Here is a 21,185-nt window from a genome sequence, read left to right on the forward strand (position 1 = left end):
TTGCATTTAATTAGCTTTGTACTTGATATTTTAATTTATCCTATAGAAAAAACAGTAGTTGATTTGTTCTAAAACAAATCTACCTACTGTTTCATTTTCACGTAATATTTTTTCTTTAATCCACCCCATAGTATTTTACATTTTACACCTATAATTCTAGCATATAAATAAGTAATTGGACTTCTTAGCCTCCCTCTAGAACAAGCTATTATAACCTCATCATTTCTATTGTTCGATATTTCCAATAATAATTTTTTTATTTTCTTTCTATTTTTTATTATTCCTATGCTTATTATAAAAATAGCCAATGGATAAAACTTTTTTATCTTTTGATGCTGAAGTTCATTTATTACTGGTATATTATATTCTGTCATATTCATTATCAAAAATTCCGATTTAGTTCTAACATCTATAATCTTTCTATCATTTATATTCTCGAACTTTACAAACATTATTTCCCCTAGAAATACAATAATATTTTCTATCATATGCGAAACTATATTCATTGTTTACTTTTCTTAGGCGCATATTTATATGTCTTATTTGATTAATTCTTTATTTATTTAAAGTACATTTTAAATTTAGCTTCTATCATAAATTTTCTTCAAATAAAATGAGGTTATTTTTTTTAAAAATTATGACTCAATAGATTTCCTATTGAGCCATTTATTTATATTTATATTTTAAATTTTTTAATTAGTCTATTTAAAATATCTGAATAATCTTTTAAAGTTTCTGATTGTTGAGCCATTTCTTGTAGACCTGATGATTGTTCTTCTGATGCAGCACTTACTTCTTCAGTTATAGCTGCAGTTTCTTGAGATACAGCTGCAACCTCTGATATCTTTTCAACAACAGTGTCCTTACTTTCTCTTATTTTATCTAAAGAAGCTGTAACATCATTTATATTTTCTTCTAGCTCGCTAATCATATTGTCTATTATATTAAATTTATCTTTTGTTACTACTAAACTTTTTTCTGTTTCATCATTTAACTTTTTAGTAGTTAAAGTATCCTCATAAAGTTCTTTTATGCTTCCTTTTACTTCCTCTATAACATTATTAATTTCTGTTGCTGACTTAGCTGATTCTTCTGCTAGTTTTCTTACCTCTTCTGCAACAACAGCAAATCCTCTACCTACTTCTCCAGCTCTTGCAGCTTCTATACTTGCATTTAGAGCTAAAAGATTAGTTTGTCCTGTAATTGACTTAATTGCATCAACGATAATTCCAATCTCTTCTGACTTAGCTGCTAGTATATCTACTTTTACAGCTATATTATCGCTAGCTTCTTTGTTTTTTTCGTATGTTGTACTTAGGTTTCTTAAAGCAACTGTTCCTTCTGTTGAAGATGTTTTAACATCCTTCGAAGTTTCTAGCATCATATTGGAGCTTTCTATAGACTTATTAACTTCTTCTTCTAATAACCCTACTATACGAACCCCAGCATCTAATTCAGCTGCTTGATCTGTAGTTCCTTCTGCTATTTGTTGCACTGATTTTGCAACTTCTTCACCTACATTGCTAGATTCTTTTATAATTCCAAATAATATCTCCGATCCTTCATTTACTTTATCTGAAGCTTCCTTTACACCACCTAATAAGATTATCATATCATCAATTAATATATTTAACCCATTAATCATTGAATTAATTTCCTTATTATAATAGAATTTATTTTCTACTTTCTTAGTAAAATCTCCATCTTTGATTTTATTTAAACTTTCTACTACTTCTCTTATAGGATTTGTTAATTTACCTGTAAATATTTTTGAAACTATTACAATTAGTATTATAATTGCTATAAAAACTCCTAAAGGTAATAACATTTCTTTTAGCGCTGCCATAAATAATTCTTGCGTTGGAACAAATACAACTACAGATAAACCAGTTCCATTTTCTATTGTTTTATAACTTAAGTACTCTACTCCATCTATATCTATATTCTTACTCGTATTATTTTCAATATTTTGTACTTCTTCTATCCAAGGAACCTCTTTTGCATTTTTTCCTATTAAGCTATTATCTCCATGTGCAACAATAGTTCCATTTTCACTTAAAACAGTTGCAAATGAATTATTCCCAAAATTTATATTTCTTACTATATCTGAAAGTCTATCTAGATTCTTATCTAATGATACTACACCTTGTATTTCACCATTATCACTTTTAACTGCTTTAGAATAGGTAACCACTATTTTTTTATTTACTGCATCTTCATATGGTTCAGACATAATAATTTCTGATGGATTATTAATTGCTTCCTTATACCAAGGTCTATTTCTTGGATTAAAATCACTTCCCATATCTTCATGTGGAACTAATATATACTTCCCATCTTCACTTGCAATAGACAAATTCATTATATCAGTTTTTTTCTCGAAATAACTTTGTAAAGTTTTTCCGAACCATAATGCCTCATTATTTTTATTTTCCTTTATCCCTTTAGCATTTGGATCCATTGATAAATAATCTATATCTCTATAACTGTTTGCATTACTATTTACTAATGCCTCTTTTATAATATCAACACTACCCTTAATTGTAATATCAACAGACTTATTGATGTTCTTATTAAGTGAGTAAAAATTAACCACTCCCATCACTAATATAGGTATTATTGAGGTCATAATTAAAAGTTGAAATATTTCTTGTTTTATTGTTTTTTCTCTTATCTTTTTCGTTTTCATTTACTTTTTTCATCTCCCTTTATAATATATTTTATTCTTGCTTATACAAATTTTTTTACTTTCGTATATTTTAATCTATATTTCTAATTTCGAATCTTTTTAAAGTTAATTTAGTTAAAAACCCTAAAATTCAACAATATTCGTTTATTTTTTCTCATATTTTTATGTAAATGTTTATGTTTGTTAAATAAAACCATTTTTCTCTTAGAAATTCATAATATATATTAATTACTTCTCTCATTGTTGTAAATTACTCCCCTGCATAAGGTATAATTTATTTAATATTTTACTTAATGTTCTAGTACATTTTCCTTGTATAAAATTATATAAATAAAACAACCTACTCTTTAGAGAGTAGGTTGTTTTATAACTGATTATTTTTATGAAAATTTAAAAAATATATTTTTTATTTATAGATTATCTGAATTTCAATAAAATTTATTTTATTATCTCTCTTTTATATCCAAATACTCCTAATAATGTCATAATTATACCCAAAATTATTAATATTTTACTGTCAAATGGTGCGCCTGTATTTACTAATTTATCATATTTAGTATTTCATCAGTTACAGATAAAAACATCGAAACAGTTAAACTATATATTGATAAAGATATGTTTAAACTTCATATCTTCTTAATGCTCTTATAAAATTTCCTTCTATTAACTCTCTAAGCTTTTCTATTAAAATCTTTGGATCCTCTCTCATTCCATCTTTCATCCATTGAATTACTAATCCTGCAAAAGCATGTGTATAAAAATTAGCAATAAAATTTTTATCTTCTGCTTTAACGTTCATGTTACTAGATATTTCATTAATAACTCCCATAAGCAAATCATTTATTACGGAAAAAAGATACATATCTAGATGAGTTCTACTTAATGAGTTTAAAGTATTATAACAAAAAGCTTTATTACTTTCTATATATAAAAATATCTTATAGAATCCATCAACCCACGTATTATAACTCTTATATTCTGATATACTTTCAAGGGCTTCGGTTTTATATATCCACTCTACTAAATCATATATGTCATGAAAATGATAATAAAATGTTTGTCTGTTTAAACTACAATCTTGGACTACATCCTTTACAGATATTTTATGTAATGGTGTTGTCTTCATTAAACTTTTTAAAGATCTAGCTAATGATTTTTTAGTTAATAAAGAACTGGACATATAAATCACCCCTAACTTATTATATATCAAAAAAGCCTCGAAGATTAAATCGAAGCTTTTAATGTATTATACTTTAAAATTATATCATCACTTATATCTTAGTTCAACTTTCAATGAAAACTCTTTATTTTCACTATATCTCAAACTTTTTAATATGTGCATTATACTTTTTTAGTTCTCCATAATACTTTTAATATAAAAAAGTTTAGTATATTCTCTTCTAGGATTCACATACTACTTTTATATAAAGATGATTAGACATATATTGTAAAGGAGGTGCCTACATGGCTTTATCTTCAAATTTAAATGAAAATATAAAATTAATAAAGGAACAACTAGCAATAAGTAAAAGTTTTGATATAATTGGCAGAAATATTAATATAGGAAATATAAATTCTTACTTAATTTTTATTGACGGCTTTGCAAAAGACCAAATATTACTTTACGTTATTGAAAGACTTCAAAATCTAAAAAAAGAAGAAATCTCTGCTGACTTTATAGCTAAACTTATCCAAAGTGAAATTGCATATATAGAAGTAGATACCTTTAATACCTTAGAGCCAATGAAAACATCAGTCCTCTCTGGAGGGGCCGCTTTATTAATAGATGGTGAAAATGAAGGAATTATACTAGATGTAAGAGAATATCCTGTAAGAAGTCCTCAAGAACCTGATTTAGAAAAAGTTACAAGAGGGTCAAGAGATGGTCTTGTAGAAACTATTATCTTTAATACAACACTAATAAGAAGGAGGCTTAGAGATCCTAATTTAATATTTGAATTGAAAAATGTAGGAAGTCAATCAAGAACAGATGTAGCTATTGGTTATATTGATAATGTAGTAGATCATAAACTATTAGGTGAACTTAAGAATAAACTAGATGAAATAGATGTGAACGCACTTGTAATGGCAGAAAAGACCCTTGAGGAGCTTTTAATTAAAAAGAAATGGTACAATCCACTTCCTCAAGTTAGATTTACAGAAAGACCAGACGTTGTGGCTGCCCATCTTCTTGAAGGACATATTGCAATAATAGTTGATACTTCTCCAAGTGTAATTCTTCTACCTGTAACAATATTTCATTTTACGCAACATGCTGAAGACTACTATCAAAATCCTTTAGTTGGTACATATTTAAGATGGATAAGATTTTTTGCTATGTTCTTAGCATTTATTATTTCACCATTATGGCTATTATTGGTATATAATCAGGAATTTTTACCTTCTTATCTTGCCTTTATAGGACCTAAAGAAACAGGATATATTCCTCTTTTTATTCAACTTATTATTTTAGAATTTGGTCTGGATTTTTTAAGAACAGCATCTATTCATACTCCTGATGCACTCTCAACATCCCTTGGTATTATAGGAGGTTTAATATTAAGTGAATTGGCCGTAAATGTTGGTTGGTTCGTTCCGGAAACTATATTATATATGGCTATTGCTGCAATAGGTACATTTGCATCACCAAGTATTGAATTTGGTATGGCAATTCGTATTTTTAGATTGTTTTTAATAATATTAACTGGTTTATTCAAAACAATAGGCTTCTCTATAGGCCTAATAATTATTTTAGTAATAATAGGCACAACAAAGGCTTTTGGAAACCAGTCATACCTATGGCCACTAATACCTTTTGATAAAAAAGCATTTTTCAATATGTTTTTAAGAAGACCTATACCTGAAATTAGAAATAATAAAAAATCTTAACTATAACTAACTTGCACTTTCAAGTTGTTGCCCATGATTGATACACAAGAAAAAGAGGATTCAATTTACGAACCCTCTCTTTCCATGTGCCATTATCAAAAGTTATTTTAATACAACACCATTTTCAATTAAGCTAAATTAGGCAATATACCTATGTTACCTTCTAAACTACTGTCATTCTTCTTTTCATATCCATTTTCAATAGCATTGCTTATGTCTTTATATCCCTTGGAAACTGTATCTTTTATATTAGTTACAGCATCATTTATACTATTAGCCACAATTTTACTTGTTTCTTTAACTTCATTTACAACTGATTTTGCTGTATCAATTACATCTCTACTAACTGATATAATCATCTTTTTAACCTCTTGTATATGAGACATTGAACTTTTAATAGAATTTTTTATATTATTATAATCCTTTTTAATTTCATTATATCCTGTTGAAAGTGTATTAGGTATTCTTTTTATAGGATCCTTTATAGAGTTTATTCCATCCTTGGCAATTCCACCAGTTTGAACTATTTTACCTATAACACCACTGTTTGGACTATTCCAAGTTTCTTTAATCTGAACTACTGATGCTCCAACTTTTCCTACTACTTCCATAACATCTGCTCCTACTGAAACAGTTGTCTTTGCTCCTGTTTCAATTAAAGATATAGATGAATTTTTAATATCCTCTGCCGCTTTCTTTAGCTCCACAGAGGCTGTTGTTACTTGTTTAACAGTGTTAGATATTCTTGATGCACTATCTGATATTTTATTACCTACTGATTGTAAAGCATCTCTTGTGGTTTTTGATATAGATTTTCCAGTATTAAAAATAGTTTTTGATACTGAACTTACTGTATTAATAACACTTTCACCTACAGAAACTGCTGTTTTAATGAATTTTTTTGATTCACTAGCTACAAATGAAAATTTATCAGATACTGACTTGAAAAATTTCCCTATAGAACTTTTAGTTGTATCTTTTTTTTCAGCTACAACTTTTGGAGAATTTTCTGATATACTAACAATTGAATCCTTATAGTTAGCTGCAGCTGATTTTATGCTAGATGCTTGCTTATCTGTATTACAATTAATACTTTTTGTATTATTATTAAATTTACTGTCATCTTTTTTAGATAAGACATTCACATTTAAACTAACATCACTAGTTATTTTCATAACTTTTCACATCCTTTACTTTTTATAATTTATATACTCACCTTTAGGTGCTTATATCTATAGTTAAATCAGTTAATCTTTTGATTTGATACATAATATAAACTATTTTTAATATAAAGTATTAAAAGTACTTTCCTTGTGCTGAATATGTTGCATTTTTTAGCAAATGAAATTCATCCTCTAATATAAATTCACCATCTATAAAAAGCTTCATCTTCCAACTTCCAATAGAATATTCACGAGTATTATCTGTTAAGTCCATCCAAAACCATAACATTATTGGCTTTTTCTCATCTGGTGGGGCAAATAGATTATTCTCATTTATTTGGAATAACTCACCTTTAGGTGTATACCATGCAGCCGTTACAGTATGTAGTCCAGTTACATTTGTAAATTGAAATCTTGTTACTATTTTCTTATCTAACAACAAGTTAAAATTCTTTTTATTTGCAATATTCTCTTTTTCGCTTATTGCAGAACTTATATTATACTTTTCTATATGGGTTGTATATTGAGTATTGTTATACATTCTTTGGTCATTTTCATTAATCATGACTATAGACCAAAGTTCCTCATTATCATCTGGTAAATATATGTTAGCAGCTGAATCATTAAGCTTTAGTTCCCCATTAATAAGAAATTTATACGGGTGCTCTCCTGATTTTAAATTACATTTAAATATCCATTTATTATTGTCTTTAACCATCTTTCCCTTGATAGGATCATAATTATTAAACTTTCCAATTACAGATATAGTTTCAATTGGTAGATAAATATTTTCTTCGTATTCAAAAATTACTTCCATAGCAAGTTATCCTCCTATAAATTTCTAAATTTGCTTCTTATATATATTTTCGTAATATTCTTGATAATATTTAGGCTTTTTTACAAATTATATAGATTATTTTCATAATATTCTGTATATTTATAACCTTGAGAATATTTCAAACAATATTATCTGCAAAAACCCTTGAAACTTCATAGAAATTACTACCTGTAATATATGAATTTCTCTTTGAATAATTTGGCCATTACTCAAAATTCCCCTAAAAAATCGCTACTATCAAAAACCTTTTGACAGTAGCGATTTTTATATATTAAAATAAATATCCGCCAACAATTAAAACTTGAGCTAAAACATAAGTTAGCATAATATATACATTTCCATTTTTAAATTTACCTTTAAAAGTATAAAATCCTAATATAGAATCTGAACATAAAAATAACAATGATCCAATAAAAGGAAGTAAAGATGATGTACTAATCCCCATAACTGAAATACGTGCTAAGCTAGCAAAACTCATTGATGAAATAATTGTCACATATACATAGGTAGGTATTTTCATGTTACCTAAATAATTCTTTAATTTTTTCATTACAGCTATAGCTACAATAACATATATTATAATAGAAAGATAAAACCATATTGGTATATCTTTTGTGAAAGAAATGTCCTGTAAAAAAAGTAAAACATAACAAATATGACCCATTAAAAAAGCTACTAATCCTATAATAAAATAACTTTTTCTTTCAGACCACATTAAAAATACATCACCAATAAAAGCAAATCCTAATGCTAATACAATGAATTTGTTAATTTCAGGTACACTTAATATATAATAAATTGCTAGTAATATCATTAAAAATGGCTTAGTGTAGTACCGCCCCTTAATATATTCATTTTTAGTAAAAATCATATGCATGACAAATATTCCAAAAAATAATCCCCCAATTATCAATTTCGTCACCATAACCCCTCCTTAAACCCCATAGTAATTTATGTATATTTTACCATATTATTATATATATATGTACATCTAAAATAATTAAACCTGTTATTAGAATATAAAAAGTATATGTTACTTTAATTATTAACTACCTTTAATCTCTTTGTTATAACATCAATAAATCTTATAATTATAAAATAAATGCTATAAGAAAATTCTAATGTCATTTATGTTAAATAGTATATTTACAGATGTTTTAAACTAGTTTATAGTATAAGTCTCAGTGAATTTAGAAAAGCTTTTTTATTTAATATGTTAAAAAGCTTGAATTAAAGAATATTAAACTTCTCAATTCAAGCTTATAAATAAATTATTATAATAAAATAACACCTATAATAATTACTCTTCTCAAACTTTATTTATTAATTTTTAATATTATTCGCTTATGCTTAACTTTTGCACTCCTCTGTTAAATCTCTATATGCATTATCCAAAAAGTTAGTTCCAATTATTCCAATTATAATCATAATTGCTCCAATTACATGAAAGTGTTTTAATTCTTCTCCCAAGAAAATTACTCCTGCAATCATAGTTATTAATGTTGAAAAATTGCTAAATACGCTCATCTTAGATGCTTCTATCTTAGATAGAGCATAGTTTGCTAGTAATGATGTCATTAGAGAAGATAGTATTCCTAAGTACACTATTGATCCTACAAATACCGGATTTGCAAATGGTTTAAAATAAATATTAATTGTTCCTTTGAAAATATGGTTAATAATAGATATGCTATTAAAAAATATAAATCCCATAGAATTTACTATATAAGTTAAAGAAATGGGGCTATATCTTACTGACATTCTTTTTGATAGTACGTTATTTCCTGCAGATGAAATAGCTGATAAAAGAATAAGCAATATTCCTATAAAAATATTACTTTTTAAATTTATACCCTTCATAAAAAATATATAAGCTACTCCTAATACAGATATCAACATCGATATCTTTTGTAATGTACTAGGGTTCTCTTTTAAAAATATTATTGACAATATCATTGTAAAAATAGGGATAGTAGCTTGAATAATTCCTGCTTCTGAAGAAGAAATGTATACTAGTCCAAAAATTTGAAATCCAAAAAACATAATTGGATAAAATAATGAAAGAGGTAAAATACGAATTATATCTTTCTTATTTACATCTAACTTTATCCAACCTAACAAAACAGGTATGGAAGCAAAAACAAATGATACGGTAAACCTATGGGCTAATGTATCGAGAGGATTAGTTAAAGTTAAAGTTAATTTTGAAAATAAAAATGATAACCCTGTTATAAGAGAATATAATATGGCAGCTATATAAGCCTTTTTTTTATGTGAAAATTTCATTATTTATTCCTCCTAAAATTATATATTTATAAGCTTTAAATTTAAACTTAATAAGGTATGCTTATATATTAGTAAATTAATATATATGATACAATATTAATAAAAGCTATCTGTACCGATACAGAACTTAATTTAGAGGTAAAAATCATGTATAAATATCTAGAAATATTAAATAATATTGAGAATTTGATTCAAAATGGAGAATATAAAGAAGGAAATAAGTTACCTTCTATTCGTACTTTTTCTGATATGTATTGCTGCAATAAAAGTACTATAATAAGAGCTTTTAATGAATTAGAAAGAAAACATATAGTTTATTCTATACCCAGAAGTGGGTATTATCTTGTAAAAAGAAAAGTTAATTTTGATAATTCTAAAAGCTCTATATTGGATTTTTCATCTGCGTCTCCAGACCCTCAAATTTTTCCATATTTAGATTTTCAGCATTGTATTAACGAAGCAATTAACATATATAAAAATGAGTTATTTATATATGGAACTTCTAAAGGACTGCCATCATTAATTAACGTTATTCAAAAGCATTTAGCTAACTATCAAGTTTTTGCAAATAAAGAAAATATATTTATTACTTCTGGAGTTCAACAAGCATTAGCCATACTAGCTAAATTACCTTTTCCAAATAAAAAAGAAACTATTTTAATAGAGCAACCTGGATATCATTTATTTATAGATTATTTAGAAACTCATAATATACCAGTATTAGGCATTAGAAGAACTAGTTCAGGAATTGATTTAAATCAACTTGAGAAATTATTTAGAACAAAAAGCATTAAATTTTTTTATACCATGCCACGATTTCATAATCCATTAGGAACCTCATATTCTCAAGAAGAAAAAAAGGCAATAGTAAAATTAGCAAAAAAATATGATGTATTTATTGTAGAAGATGACTATTTAGCTGACTTAGAAAAAAATTCAAAAGCTGATCCATTATATGCTTATGATAATTTTTCTCATGTTATTTACTTAAAAAGCTATTCAAAAATTATATTTCCTGGATTAAGAATAGGAGTTGCTATCATTCCTGATGCTATTAAAAATGATTTTGGTAAATATAAAAAGCTTATAGATGTAGATAGTCCTATGCTCTCTCAAGCTGCATTAGAAATCTATATAAAAAGTGGTATGTTTGAGCGTCATAAGCAAAAAATTAAAACCTCTTATTCTTTAAGAAGTACTTGCTTAAATTCAACGCTAGAGCATCAATACAAATATTACAGTGATATTTTTAAGTATCATTCTAATAAAAATCAATGTATTCATACCTATATAACTTTTAACGATAAAATAAATAGGGAGCACCTTTTAAGTAATCTAAAAAAGAAATCAATCATAGTTGCTACTGAGCAAGGTCATTATCTAGATACTTTCCAGAAAGAAAAGATTTTGAAATTAAATGTAACAACCGTAAGAGAAGATCTTATTGAAAATGGTATTATTGATATAATTCAAGAAATAAAAAATATGAAAATTTAAGTTATCATAAATAAATATACATTATTCTATAATTAAAACAAGTTACTATATAGGCATATTAAAAACTATAATAAATTAAATTGATTATAGTTTACTGAAATGTTTTTCTTATAAAAAATCGCTACTATCAAAATTATTTTGACAGTAGCGATTTCTATATATTATTTAGTGTACGTTTTAAGAATTCACGAGTACGCTCTTTAGTTGGATTATTGAATATTTTTTCTGGAGTGCCTTCTTCCTCAATGACTCCATTATTCATAAATACTACACGATCAGATACTTCTTTCGCAAATCCCATTTCATGTGTTACTACTAGCATTGTAAGACCGCTCTCAGCAAGTTCTTTCATAACCTTTAAAACTTCTCCTACCATTTCTGGATCAAGAGCTGATGTTGGCTCATCAAAAAGAATAACATCTGGTTCCATTGATAATGCCCTTGCAATAGCTACACGTTGCTTTTGTCCTCCAGATAACTGTTTGGGTTTAGCATTAATATAGTTACCCATGCCAACAACTTCTAAATATTTCATTGCCACTTTTTCAGCTTCTTCTCTTGAACGCTTTAATACCTTCATTTGTCCTACAACACAATTCTTTAATACATTATGGTTATTAAATAAATTAAATTGTTGGAATACCATACCTAGTTTAGTACGATATTTATATATATTATGGTTATCATCCAAAATATTTTCTTCATTGTAAATTATCTCTCCACCACTTGGTTTTTCTAAAAGATTTATACAACGTAGAAGAGTTGATTTTCCTGACCCAGATGAACCTATTATACAAACAACTTCTCCTTTATTTACTGAAAAGTTAATATCTTTTAATACTTCATGTGTTCCAAAGGATTTATTTAAATGCTTTATATCTATTACTTTTTCCATATTCTCTCCTCCATTAAACTATACTACTACAGTACTTTCTTCTTACGTAGTATATCTTCAGGTGTTTCTACTTGCATTTGATTACCTGCCATAATGTAATTGTCTGGACCATCTATTTTTCTTTCTATAGCTCTTAAAATTCTTGTAATTGTAAATGTCATTACAAAGTAAATTATGCATGATACAAAGAATGACTCAAAATATCTAAAATTATTTCCTGCAATTGATTTAGTTTGGAAAAATAACTCTGATACCGAAATTACATTTAGTACCGATGTATCTTTTATATTTATTACAAACTCATTGCCTGTTGCTGGTAAAATATTACGAATCACTTGTGGTAATACTACATTAATCATTGTTTGAGAATGTGTCATTCCAATGGCTTGAGCTGCTTCAAATTGTCCCTTATCTACTGAAACAATACCTCCTCTAACTATTTCTGACATATATGCACCTGTATTAATAGATACTATAAATAAAGCTGCTACTATTTTATTTATATCTATCCCTAAGAATTGTGCTGATCCATAATAAATTACCATAGCTTGCACAATCATAGGTGTTCCACGGAAAAACTCTATATAAATTGAAAGAATAGCATTAATAAACTTTAAAATTCCTCTTTTAATTCCTCTATCTGGTACTGGAATAGTACGTACAACACCTACTAATAAACCAATTAATGAACCTACTAAAGTACCAACTATAGAAATTAATAATGTCATTCCTGCCCCACGTAAAAACATTGGCCAGTTATTTTCAACAATTCTTATTATCCATTCTATACTCATCTTTTATTCTCCTTATTAAATATAATAAGAGGGAATTGGTTAAGGCTAACCAATTCTACTCTAGCTTTATTGAGCTGCTGGTTGATTTTTAATAGCATTGTCCATTATTGTTTTTTGCTCTTCTTGTGATATACCAGCTAAAATTTCATTTATTTTTTTAGTTAACTCGCTATTTTTTGCAAGCCCTACTGCTATTGCTGTATCTTCTGGTGATGTTACAAATCCATCTTTGAATTCAATCATTTTAAAGTTTGAATTAGCCATTTGAGCACTTACAGCTTCTGGTCTTTCTGTTACATATCCATCAATTACTCCTGACTCAAGAGCAACTCTCATAGCTGGAAAGTTATCCATAGCTGGTTGTATATTTACACCTGGAATTTGATCTATTACTGAATAATGGAATGTATTTAATTGAGCTGTTATTTTAGCTCCTGAAAAATCTTTTAATGAAGTAGCATTTTCGTAGGTTCCTCCATTTTTAACAAGCATAACTAAATCTGATGTATAATAGTTATCTGAAAAATCAATTGTTTCTTTACGCTTTTCTGTTGGAGACATCCCAGCTATTATTGCATCTATTTTACCTGATGTTAATGCTGGAACTAATCCATCCCACTCTGTTTTAACAATAACTAATTTTTTTCCTAAGCCATCAGCTATTTTTTTGGCAATTTCTACATCATAGCCTCCTGCGTATTCTGCACTTCCATCAATTTTTACTGCACCATTTGAATCATTCATTTGTGTCCAGTTAAATGGTGCATATCCTGCTTCAAGTCCCACCCTAAAGACATCTTCACCTTTATTTCCTGATGATTTTCCTGAGCCACACCCTGTTAGTGTTAACATTGCTGTCAATGATAATGAAATTAATAATGATAGTTTTTTCTTCATAGTAAATCCTCTCCTTTTTTATAATAAAAAAACCAACCTTTACTTAGGTTGGTGCTATCTTAAATATTCGGATAATTAACTATAAAAAAATAACTGAGCAAAGCTCAGGTCTACTTATATAATTAACCTAATCCTCATCTTTCCCATTTGAGATAGCACAACTTAATAAACCGGGACATTTATTAAGACAGTCCTGTAGCTCTTAACTACAGACCCAGCAAGTAATACTGAGAAATATTACAAACTTCGGCAAAATTTCCTTCTCATTAGCATCATCACCTTCTCAAGCTCCACTAAAAACTGTTAAATTTTGCGCCTCTACCTCACATATAAAAGTGAGGTATTTATTAAATTATATACAGTGTACAATCTTATTTCATTATTGTCAATACCTAAAAAAGAATTTTTTCAATATTTTATTAATTTGAAAATTTAGAACAATATATTATAATTAAAAAATTTAAGAACCCTAAATTTCCTTAGGATTCCTAAACTATATGTTATACATTCTAATTTATATAAAATTTATTATTAAATTTTATATTTTAAATCTTTGAACGAAATTATTAAGCTTCTTTTTTATTCCTCATTTAGCACCTTTTCAATGAATAATTTAACTATTTCTGGGTCAAACTGAGTTCCAGCATTTTTTCTTATTATTTCAATTGCATCAGATTTGCTTAAGTTTTTCCTATAAGGTCTATCTCTAGTCATAGCATCATAAGCATCAGCCACTGCTATAACCCTAGCTTGCCAAGGTATCTCTTCTCCTTTTAGTCCTTTAGGATATCCCTTTCCATCCCACCTTTCATGATGTGCTAAAGCATACTCTGCAATTGGTGCATATTCATTTAAAGAGCTTAATATCCTATATCCAATTTCAGGATGCCTCTTGATTTCTAGCCACTCAGAATCACTAAGCGAACCAGGTTTATTCAGAATTTTTTCATCAATGGCTATTTTCCCTATATCATGCATCAGTCCTGCTGTTCTAAGCTCTCTTATATTTGCATCACTTAAATTTAAAGTAGATGCTATTAAAGCACATAGTTCTCCAACCCGTATGGAATGCTTCTCTTCTCTTTCATTTTTTTCGTATAAAGTTTTTATTATTACCTCTATAGTCTTATACCTCATACTGGTACTTTCAGATAACTTTCGCCTATACATATAGTCTTCAGCTTTCTTAAATACTGCTAGCATTTCCTCATTCTCTTCTATTTTAGTTTTCCACCCATAAGAAATTGATACATTAATCGAATTAAATTTTTCCTTATCAATAGCACTATTTATTCGATTTAAAATCTTTTCTGTTTCTTCAGAACTAGTTTTAGGCAATATAATTGTAAATTCATCTCCACCTATTCTAGAAATAATATCCTCATTTCTACATTCTTTTTTTATCACCTTAGCAACTTTTTGTAAAAGTTTATCTCCCTCTAAATGACCAAAAGCATCATTAGTTAGTTTTAATCCATTGACATCAATTATAACAAGAGTTATTGGAAGATTACTTTTAGTATCTAACCTCTTTAATTCCTCTTCAAAAAATCTTCTATTATATAATCCAGTTAGTTGGTCATAAAAGCTTAAATATTCAATTTTTTCTTGCCTTTCTTTCTTCTCACTAACATCTCTAAATGCTAACGCTACTCCATTAATAACATCATTTTCACCTTTAATTGGAGCTGCACTATCTTCGATAAATCTTTCTTCTCCATCTTTAGATATTAAAATGGAATTATTACAAAGTTCAACTATATTACCTGTTCTTAGAACATTATATACAGGATTATTACACTTTTCTCTTGTAAATTCATCAATAATATTAAATACTTCTTCTAATGGTTTACCAACAGCCTCTTCTTGTGTCCATCCAGTTAACTTCTCAGCTATTCTGTTTAATAGCAATATATCTCCATGACTATCAGTAGAAATAACACCATCACCAATAGAAAGGAGAGTTGTTTTTAAACGTTCTTTTTCATCAAATATTATCTCTTCCATTCTTTTACGTTCTGTAATATCCTCCACAATACCTATTCCCCCTTCAATGCTCTTATCATCTGAAAGTATTGTGGCAAACATCACTCTTACTGATGTTATCTTATTTCCTGTAAACGACTTGTAATTCCCCTCATAAGTTGTCTCATATCCATGAAGTGCTCTTTTTATTTCTTCTATTAACTTTTCATCTGGTAGCTTAAGAGTATTCAACCCTATCAGTTCCTCACGAGATGATCCAATTATTTTTACAAAATTGTCATTACAATCAGTAATAACTCCCCTACTGTCAAAATGGTAAACACCAAGTGGAGAATATTCAAAAATCAAACGATATTTTTCTTCACTTTTCATCAGTTCATTTTCAACTTGCTTTCGATGATTGATATTACTACGAGTACCACTCATTAATAAAGGCTTACCATTAGAATTCCATGAAGTTATTTTCCCCCTATCTTGTACCCAGATCCAACTACCATCTTTGTGCTTCATACGAAGTTCCATATCATAATAATCTATTTCTTTTGAAAATATTTTCTTTAATTGAATCCTACATTTTCTTAAATCTTCAACATGAAAAAATCTTTTTAAATCTTTAGAATTAATTATTGATAGTTCATTAAACTTGTAACCAATTATCTCTGCCCATCGCTCATTAAATACTATTTCTCCTTTTTCAATATCCCATTCCCAAGTACCTACATTAGTACCTTTTAGAATATTTTCTAATCTTTCTCTTTCTATCCTTAATAAATTCTCTGTTCTCTTTTGTGTAATAACCATACCTAATTGTCTAGTGTACATTTCTGCTATAATTTCATTATTAAAGCTTTTCCCGTTAGGCATAATAAAGGTAAAATCTCCGAGAATAGTATTATTTTTTAGAATTTTAATTACAATAATTTCTCCAATATCAAATGTATTTACTAATAGATCAAGTAGAGGTTTAGAAATAAAATCACCTGCAAATTCCTTTAACGAAGTAAACCGTGTAACTATTTTGTCTTTTATTTTTTCAGCCCTTATTAAATCATGCGCCCAGTTGTTACCCTCTATTTTTATACCTAACAACTGAATAGCTTTTTTTATTAAATCATTGTCACCTGATATAGCCATGGCCTTATATTGTTTGCCAACTTCATCATATAAATTGAATGCAGCAAATTTAGCTCTTGACATATGTAAAAAGTCATCAGTAATTTTTTGATAATTCAACTCTTTTTCATATAACTGTAGAAATTCTTCTGAAAAACTCACCATTTTTTTTAATAAATTTTGTTCTTCTATTTTTTCTGTAATATCACGAGCAGCAGCATATATTAAATTATCATATGGTTGACAACGCCACTCTATATATCTATAAGAACCGTCTTTGCATCTATATCTGTTTACAAGATTTAAAACCTGCTCTTGCTTTTCAAGTTTCCTAATAGCTTCAATAGTAACTTCAACGTCTTCAGCATGCACAAATTTCAAAAAATTACTTTTCTCTATATATTCTTTAGAATATCCTAGGATATTTTCCCATTCCTTGTTGACATTAAGAAAATTGCCTTCTGTATCCGCTATACATAGCAAGTCCAAATTTACAGAAAAAAACTTTTCCAATTCTTGTGTTTTTTTCAACAAATTATCTTCAAGTTTTTTTTGCTCAGTAAAATTAATAATACTTACAATATACCCTTTTTCTATTCCAATTCCAGTATGTTTAATATCTGCTTTGAACCACTGCTCACTATTCTGTAAAGGTGATTTATAAATAATAGATTCTTTTTCTCCAGAAACTACTGCCTTTTCAAAAGAAGAAATAAATATTTTTGTCAATTCTTCAGAAAAAAGTTCTTTAATAGTTCTACCAATAATTTTTTCCTTAGGCGTAAACAGATGGTTATCATCAGAAACAATTATATTATTAAACCTATAATCTTTATCTAGTTCAAAAATAATATCATTTAATGTGGTCAGTATGGCTGTCTTTTCTTCCACTCCTCTCATTTCTGCAGTTACATCAATAAAAATTGTTATGAAATAATATTCTTGTGGAGAGTATACTTTTACTCTATACCAACGCTTTAAAATTTGTGAATATTGTTCGAATTCTTTTTCACCACCATTAATAGCAATTTCTCCATAAAGTTTTATCCAATCAAATTCATCTTTTTTAATTTCAGGTAATATTTCAGATATTTTTTTACCAACAATTTCTGAAGCCTTTAGACGTGTAATTTTTGCAAATGAATCATTAATTTCAAGAAATTCATAATCACAAGGATTACCTTGTTTGTCGCATATTATCTTGTGATATGCATATCCTATTGGCAATTTTTCAATTAATTGTTTGTAAAAATTATCGTTCATATATTATTACCTCCATATTTATTTTTAGTTAATTATTTGCTATTCATTTTTTGATACTAGCTATAAAATTTCTTTTCTCTCGTTTCTACTTATCCTTTAATACAAAGAATCTATTCCTATACTTAGGCAAACCGTAATTTATGGCGATGATTCCCGTGAAATTACTAATACACAGTTTTATATCACCATATATTTAAATATATATTATATATCGACATCATTCTACCATACTTGACAAAATATGATTGCTCGTAATAAAAATTAATAGTTACACTTAAGTAGTCTGCAACGTAATTGAATAGCAGATAAAATTAAAAAAGTAAACATATATAAATTACTTATTTCTTCTTTTAATTTAATTAAACCACCATGTTTATTAATCAATCATAATTAATTCTTTTACTGGTTTAAACTCAATGTTATTAATGGGTACATTATTAGCTTTTAAAGATTTTATTAATTCGCTGTATAATAAGCAGTATTCTCTTTCAATTTCATAAAAAATCATTTAAATGAATTTCAAATATAATTTATACTTTACAATTCTGTAATTTTATTTACGAAAAAATATTCCCCCAAACCTAAGTCTGAGGGAATCTGAAAAGCACTTTAATATTTACTTAAAATCTTTAATACAATCCTATTTCTTTACTAGTAGCATAAACTATTTGAGAAATATCTTGCACACTTCCTCCAACAGAAGAAATATTAATGATTGATCCTTCCCCCACATTAATTAAACATTTATAAGCTAGCTTTCTTTTTTCTCTTAATCAAAATAGCTCCTGATAATATAAGTATGCTAGCAAATACTAAAATTTGATTTGGAGTAACTGCTGATCCTGTATTAGGAAGATTTCCTCCCTTACCTGCATCTTCACTAATTGAAGTGTTTCCCTTGTCAGTATCTACTTGATTATCTTCTGTATTTGTACCTGTTTCTGAATTATCCCCAGGATTAGTATTTGTTTCATTATCATCAGTATTATCTACCGGTAAATCCTTTTTATTTATAGAAGCTGTAGCAGTATAAACAACTCCATTTTTATCTGTTGTTGTAGGTATTTCCAATTCTCCACTTCTAACCAATTCAGCTACTTTTCTATAATCTGCAGAATCTCTATCTATTCCAACTATTCTCCAATTATCTTGTTTTTTACTTTCAACTACTCCATTTTTAACTTCTTTTATATATTTGATAGTTAAATTTCTTATAGTTCCTTCATCTTCTCCAAAAATTAATTTTGAATCAAAATCTGTTTTCTTAATTAAATCTTTTTCGTTTTCAAATATTCCACCTTTAGCTAAAAGCTGATCCATTCTATAGGAGTTCATTCCTAACTTAATTTTATCAGTATCTTTTATTGGTGCTCCATTTTTATACTTTAAATCTGTTATTCTGTTTCCTGATTCTTTAGTCAAATCAATTGTATAATTGATTCCACCAAAATAATCGTTTGTACTATACTTAGATGCTCTTCTTACAGGATTGAAACTTATAGTTATGTCTCCATCCTTTAATGTATTATAGTAATCCGCTGACCATTCCATATATTTTTTTAGTTGAGCTCCTGTAACTTCATATACTGTTACTTCTCCACCTGCATATGTGTAATTAAATGCAATATCTTTTCTCTTTATCGGCCCTACATTAAGCTTAGCTTTTTCATTGTCTGTTCCCAAGGAAACTACATCAGCTTTACTATAATAAAGAGCTACTTCATGGAAAAGATCTATAAGAGGTGTGTCTTCTAAGTGAATTGTTGGAATTCCTGGAATCTCATCTGGATCTACCATATTAACACCTTTGACTTCCCCAATTACAATATTTGCATCTGCTCTTAGTTTATCATGATAAGGCTTAACTAAAGCTTCAATATTTTTATCAGATTCTACCCCTTTAATAGTATAACTGCTGTCATTTAATGAACTCTTATCTAAAGCTAGTTTGTTATTACTATCCTTCTTAAAAGTAAGATCAATCCTTGATAAATATTGTCCATATTTTCCTGGCTCTACTATTCTTACTCCATTTATTGCCTTATCCTTAACTAATTGATGCATATGTCCTGCAAAAATAACATCAAGTTCTGGGCATGCATTGGCTACATCTGTTACACCAGTATCTGATATGTTATTTTCATTATCAATACCCATATGCATAATTCCAATCATTGCATCTACTTTTCCATTTAACTCTGCAATAATTTTTTGTGTTTCTTCTATAGGACTTTTAAATTTCATAAATCCTATTTGCTCTGGTGTTTTAAATTGTTCAACCATTGGAGTTGTTATTCCAATAAGTGCAATTTTCAATCCATCTCTTTCAACTATTTTATAAGGCTCAATAAACCTTGTTCCATCCTGCTTATAAATATTTGCTGATATAGGTGTCATTGTTGATCCTACTAATTGATCTGTTGCTCTTTTTAGAACATCAAGACCAAAATCAAATTCATGATTTCCTAATGTCCATGTATCATACTTCATTTCTTTCATTGCTAGTAATATAGGTTGTACATAACCATCTTTAAATGTCTCAATAAAGTTACCTTGAATTGAGTCTCCTGCATCAATCAAGATTGTATTTGGATTTTCCTTTCTTACATCAGAAACTACCTTAGAAATTTGTGATAAACTTCCTGATACATTTGCTGAATCAGATGCATAATCCCATGGTACTAATGTTCCATGTAAATCTGAAGTGCCAAGTATTGTTACTTTCACCTCTGATTTTTCCTCTGCTTGTACAGTTTTTCCATTAGAATAAATTGTTCCGTTAAGTAAAACTGCGGTGCTTAAGATAGTAGTTAAAACTCTTTTTCTAATATTTCTCATATTTTCATCCCCTTATAACTTTATATATAATCGATAA

Annotated in this window: 15 protein-coding genes and 1 riboswitch; of the genes, 2 read left to right on the forward strand and 13 right to left on the reverse strand. The window is 27.8% G+C overall.

All coding sequences use genetic code 11. The annotated features are described in order from the left end of the window. Positions 1-83: 83 nt before the first annotated feature. The 3 genes from ACYUEX_RS17115 to dhaS form a co-directional block, all read right to left on the reverse strand. A complete protein-coding gene (locus ACYUEX_RS17115; protein WP_460289239.1) occupies positions 84-452 on the reverse strand; it encodes a rhodanese-like domain-containing protein in 369 nt (122 codons plus the stop codon). A 224-nt stretch (positions 453-676) separates the two neighbouring features. Further along, complete coding sequence (locus ACYUEX_RS17120; RefSeq protein WP_460289240.1) at positions 677-2,689, reverse strand: methyl-accepting chemotaxis protein; 2,013 nt, start codon at positions 2,687-2,689, stop codon at positions 677-679. 619 nt (positions 2,690-3,308) lie between these two features. Beyond that, the gene (dhaS, locus tag ACYUEX_RS17125) at positions 3,309-3,869 is read right to left on the reverse strand and encodes a dihydroxyacetone kinase transcriptional activator DhaS (RefSeq protein WP_460289241.1); all 561 of its coding nucleotides are present in this window, start codon (positions 3,867-3,869) and stop codon (positions 3,309-3,311) included. A gap of 284 nt (positions 3,870-4,153) precedes the next feature. Here dhaS and ACYUEX_RS17130 point away from each other — a divergent pair, with 284 nt between their 5' ends. Continuing rightward, positions 4,154-5,578: a spore germination protein gene (locus tag ACYUEX_RS17130; RefSeq protein WP_460289242.1), complete on the forward strand. Its 1,425-nt coding sequence runs from the start codon at positions 4,154-4,156 to the stop codon at positions 5,576-5,578. A 128-nt stretch (positions 5,579-5,706) separates the two neighbouring features. Here the strand turns inward: ACYUEX_RS17130 and ACYUEX_RS17135 are convergent, their stop codons facing one another. The 4 genes from ACYUEX_RS17135 to ACYUEX_RS17150 form a co-directional block, all read right to left on the reverse strand. Next, entirely contained in the window at positions 5,707-6,753 is a 1,047-nt protein-coding gene (locus tag ACYUEX_RS17135; protein ID WP_411169087.1) for a hypothetical protein, read from the reverse strand. Positions 6,754-6,874: 121 nt separating this feature from the next. After that, entirely contained in the window at positions 6,875-7,558 is a 684-nt protein-coding gene (locus ACYUEX_RS17140) for an early set domain-containing protein (RefSeq protein WP_460289243.1), read from the reverse strand. A 292-nt stretch (positions 7,559-7,850) separates the two neighbouring features. Further along, positions 7,851-8,504: a lysoplasmalogenase gene (locus tag ACYUEX_RS17145; RefSeq protein WP_460289244.1), complete on the reverse strand. Its 654-nt coding sequence runs from the start codon at positions 8,502-8,504 to the stop codon at positions 7,851-7,853. A 425-nt stretch (positions 8,505-8,929) separates the two neighbouring features. After that, positions 8,930-9,865, reverse strand: coding sequence for a DMT family transporter (locus ACYUEX_RS17150; RefSeq protein WP_460289245.1), 936 nt, complete (start codon positions 9,863-9,865; stop codon positions 8,930-8,932). 147 nt (positions 9,866-10,012) lie between these two features. Between ACYUEX_RS17150 and ACYUEX_RS17155 the strand changes: the two genes are divergently transcribed. After that, complete coding sequence (locus ACYUEX_RS17155) at positions 10,013-11,362, forward strand: aminotransferase-like domain-containing protein (protein WP_460289246.1); 1,350 nt, start codon at positions 10,013-10,015, stop codon at positions 11,360-11,362. A 154-nt stretch (positions 11,363-11,516) separates the two neighbouring features. Here the strand turns inward: ACYUEX_RS17155 and ACYUEX_RS17160 are convergent, their stop codons facing one another. The 6 genes from ACYUEX_RS17160 to ACYUEX_RS17185 form a co-directional block, all read right to left on the reverse strand. Further along, the gene (locus tag ACYUEX_RS17160) at positions 11,517-12,257 is read right to left on the reverse strand and encodes an amino acid ABC transporter ATP-binding protein (RefSeq protein ID WP_460289247.1); all 741 of its coding nucleotides are present in this window, start codon (positions 12,255-12,257) and stop codon (positions 11,517-11,519) included. 26 nt (positions 12,258-12,283) lie between these two features. Continuing rightward, complete coding sequence (locus tag ACYUEX_RS17165) at positions 12,284-13,051, reverse strand: amino acid ABC transporter permease (RefSeq protein ID WP_460289248.1); 768 nt, start codon at positions 13,049-13,051, stop codon at positions 12,284-12,286. 66 nt (positions 13,052-13,117) lie between these two features. After that, entirely contained in the window at positions 13,118-13,948 is an 831-nt protein-coding gene (locus ACYUEX_RS17170; RefSeq protein ID WP_460289249.1) for a transporter substrate-binding domain-containing protein, read from the reverse strand. 145 nt (positions 13,949-14,093) lie between these two features. Next, a riboswitch (Lysine riboswitch) is annotated at positions 14,094-14,277 on the reverse strand. A 250-nt stretch (positions 14,278-14,527) separates the two neighbouring features. Further along, positions 14,528-18,310, reverse strand: a complete 3,783-nt coding sequence (locus ACYUEX_RS17175) for a PAS domain S-box protein (RefSeq protein ID WP_460289250.1) — start codon at positions 18,308-18,310, stop codon at positions 14,528-14,530. 629 nt (positions 18,311-18,939) lie between these two features. Then, the gene (locus tag ACYUEX_RS17180; protein ID WP_411169097.1) at positions 18,940-19,041 is read right to left on the reverse strand and encodes a hypothetical protein; all 102 of its coding nucleotides are present in this window, start codon (positions 19,039-19,041) and stop codon (positions 18,940-18,942) included. A 13-nt stretch (positions 19,042-19,054) separates the two neighbouring features. Next, a complete protein-coding gene (locus tag ACYUEX_RS17185) occupies positions 19,055-21,148 on the reverse strand; it encodes a 5'-nucleotidase C-terminal domain-containing protein (protein WP_460289251.1) in 2,094 nt (697 codons plus the stop codon). Positions 21,149-21,185 lie beyond the last annotated feature (37 nt).

Source organism: Clostridium sp. CTA-7 (assembly GCF_054768095.1).

Bases quoted from the DNA above. Each gene is read 5' to 3' on its own strand.
- ACYUEX_RS17115 (WP_460289239.1), bottom strand. From the start codon at position 452: ATGTTTGTAAAGTTCGAGAATATAAATGATAGAAAGATTATAGATGTT.
- ACYUEX_RS17175 (WP_460289250.1), bottom strand. From the start codon at position 18,310: ATGAACGATAATTTTTACAAACAATTAATTGAAAAATTGCCAATAGGA.
- ACYUEX_RS17135 (WP_411169087.1), bottom strand. From the start codon at position 6,753: ATGAAAATAACTAGTGATGTTAGTTTAAATGTGAATGTCTTATCTAAA.
- ACYUEX_RS17155 (WP_460289246.1), top strand. From the start codon at position 10,013: ATGTATAAATATCTAGAAATATTAAATAATATTGAGAATTTGATTCAA.
- ACYUEX_RS17120 (WP_460289240.1), bottom strand. From the start codon at position 2,689: ATGAAAACGAAAAAGATAAGAGAAAAAACAATAAAACAAGAAATATTT.
- ACYUEX_RS17170 (WP_460289249.1), bottom strand. From the start codon at position 13,948: ATGAAGAAAAAACTATCATTATTAATTTCATTATCATTGACAGCAATG.
- ACYUEX_RS17130 (WP_460289242.1), top strand. From the start codon at position 4,154: ATGGCTTTATCTTCAAATTTAAATGAAAATATAAAATTAATAAAGGAA.
- dhaS (WP_460289241.1), bottom strand. From the start codon at position 3,869: ATGTCCAGTTCTTTATTAACTAAAAAATCATTAGCTAGATCTTTAAAA.
- ACYUEX_RS17150 (WP_460289245.1), bottom strand. From the start codon at position 9,865: ATGAAATTTTCACATAAAAAAAAGGCTTATATAGCTGCCATATTATAT.
- ACYUEX_RS17160 (WP_460289247.1), bottom strand. From the start codon at position 12,257: ATGGAAAAAGTAATAGATATAAAGCATTTAAATAAATCCTTTGGAACA.
- ACYUEX_RS17140 (WP_460289243.1), bottom strand. From the start codon at position 7,558: ATGGAAGTAATTTTTGAATACGAAGAAAATATTTATCTACCAATTGAA.
- ACYUEX_RS17185 (WP_460289251.1), bottom strand. From the start codon at position 21,148: ATGAGAAATATTAGAAAAAGAGTTTTAACTACTATCTTAAGCACCGCA.
- ACYUEX_RS17145 (WP_460289244.1), bottom strand. From the start codon at position 8,504: ATGGTGACGAAATTGATAATTGGGGGATTATTTTTTGGAATATTTGTC.
- ACYUEX_RS17165 (WP_460289248.1), bottom strand. From the start codon at position 13,051: ATGAGTATAGAATGGATAATAAGAATTGTTGAAAATAACTGGCCAATG.